2 protein-coding genes are annotated in these 1,252 nt (G+C 62.1%); one reads left to right on the top strand and one right to left on the bottom strand.

Annotated features, from left to right (window positions below):
- Positions 1-174: 174 nt before the first annotated feature.
- The gene (locus BQ17_RS19965) at positions 175-441 is read left to right on the top strand and encodes a DUF6489 family protein (RefSeq protein ID WP_089730146.1); all 267 of its coding nucleotides are present in this window, start codon (positions 175-177) and stop codon (positions 439-441) included.
- Here BQ17_RS19965 and purN read toward each other — a convergent pair.
- Complete coding sequence (gene purN, locus BQ17_RS19960; protein ID WP_089730144.1) at positions 425-1,144, bottom strand: phosphoribosylglycinamide formyltransferase; 720 nt, start codon at positions 1,142-1,144, stop codon at positions 425-427. The two genes, BQ17_RS19965 and purN, sit on opposite strands and share 17 nt — an antisense overlap.
- Between the last annotated feature and the right edge of the window lie 108 nt (positions 1,145-1,252).

The raw sequence follows: 1,252 nt of genomic DNA, 5'->3' as shown, positions 1-1,252 counted from the left end.
CCGAACGCGCCGTAACCCAACACGTCAGGTTTGTCCCGACGCAGGAGGGATCTTTTCCCACAACCAACGCCAAATAATCCAGAACCGCGCCCGGATAAGCACGGCGCCGAACGCGGCGTAAGGCAACACGAGGTTTAGGGTTCGTTTTAACCAGACAGCCCCTAAGAGTCCACCATGAACATCAAGCTCGATATTGACATGAGTCCCGAGGAGCTGCGCCGGCTATTGGGCCTACCGGATGTAGAGCCGATTCAGCGCGAGATGCTGGATAAGCTGCGCAAACGCATGGTCGAGGGGGTCGATGAGTACGATCCCCTCAAGCTCTTGCAGCCCTATCTCACCGGCACCCTGGCGTCCTGGGATTTGGTGCAGAAGATGATTTCCGTCGCCGGCAAGAGTAAGGGGGCCACGGAGGCTAGTGGCGCTAGGAATGAGAAGTAGCGACGGCAGCCGGTTGGCCCACTGGTACCGGTAACCAGGAGGGCAACGGCTCTGCCTGGCCGTCATGGGGTTGTGATATGACCCGGCCGTCGAGCCGGGGTCTGCCGGCTGCGTCCAACCCTAACCGGCCTTGAGCGAACCAGCGTACCGCCTCGGGATAAATGTGATGTTCCCGGCTCAGCACCCGCGCGGCGAGTCGTTGCGGATCGTCTCCCGGCTCCACGGGCACCTTGGCCTGTAACACCACCGGACCGCCGTCCAGCGCTTCGGTGACGAAGTGCACGCTGGCCCCATGGACGGTCTCGCCGGCTTCCAGGGCGCGTTGGTGGGTGTGTAGGCCCCGGAATTTGGGGAGCAGGGAGGGGTGGATGTTGAGCATACGCCCTCGAAAGCGGGCCACGAACGCCGGGGTAAGGATGCGCATGAAACCCGCCAGGACGATCAGACCCGGCTCGAATTCGACGATCAAAGCGCCCAGGGCGGCATCATACGCTTCCCGGCTTTGATAGTCCCGGTGGTTCAGGACCCGCGTCTCGATGCCGGCCCGGTGGGCGCGCTCCAGGCCGAAGGCATCCGGCTCATTGCTGATCACGGCGCGGATGCGGATGGGCAAGTCTGCCTGGGTTCCGTCGATGAGGGCCTGCAGATTGCTGCCGCTGCCGGAGATGAGTACGACTACCGGCATGGTATGTCCGTCACTCATAAAGATTCCGGGTAGTGTTTTAGTTTTGTTGTTCTGCTCGTTCCCACGCTCCAGCGTGGGAACGCAGGTGTGGCCGCTCCAGCGGCCAAAGTTTCATGACGCTGGAGC

The organism is Candidatus Thiosymbion oneisti, from assembly GCF_900092655.1.
Classification (GTDB): domain Bacteria; phylum Pseudomonadota; class Gammaproteobacteria; order Chromatiales; family Chromatiaceae; genus Thiosymbion; species Thiosymbion oneisti.
Note: the sequence above shows the minus strand (reverse complement) of the source record. Positions and strands in the feature narration are given on the sequence as shown.

Bases quoted from the DNA above. Each gene is read 5' to 3' on its own strand.
- purN (WP_089730144.1), bottom strand. From the start codon at position 1,144: ATGAGTGACGGACATACCATGCCGGTAGTCGTACTCATCTCCGGCAGC.
- BQ17_RS19965 (WP_089730146.1), top strand. From the start codon at position 175: ATGAACATCAAGCTCGATATTGACATGAGTCCCGAGGAGCTGCGCCGG.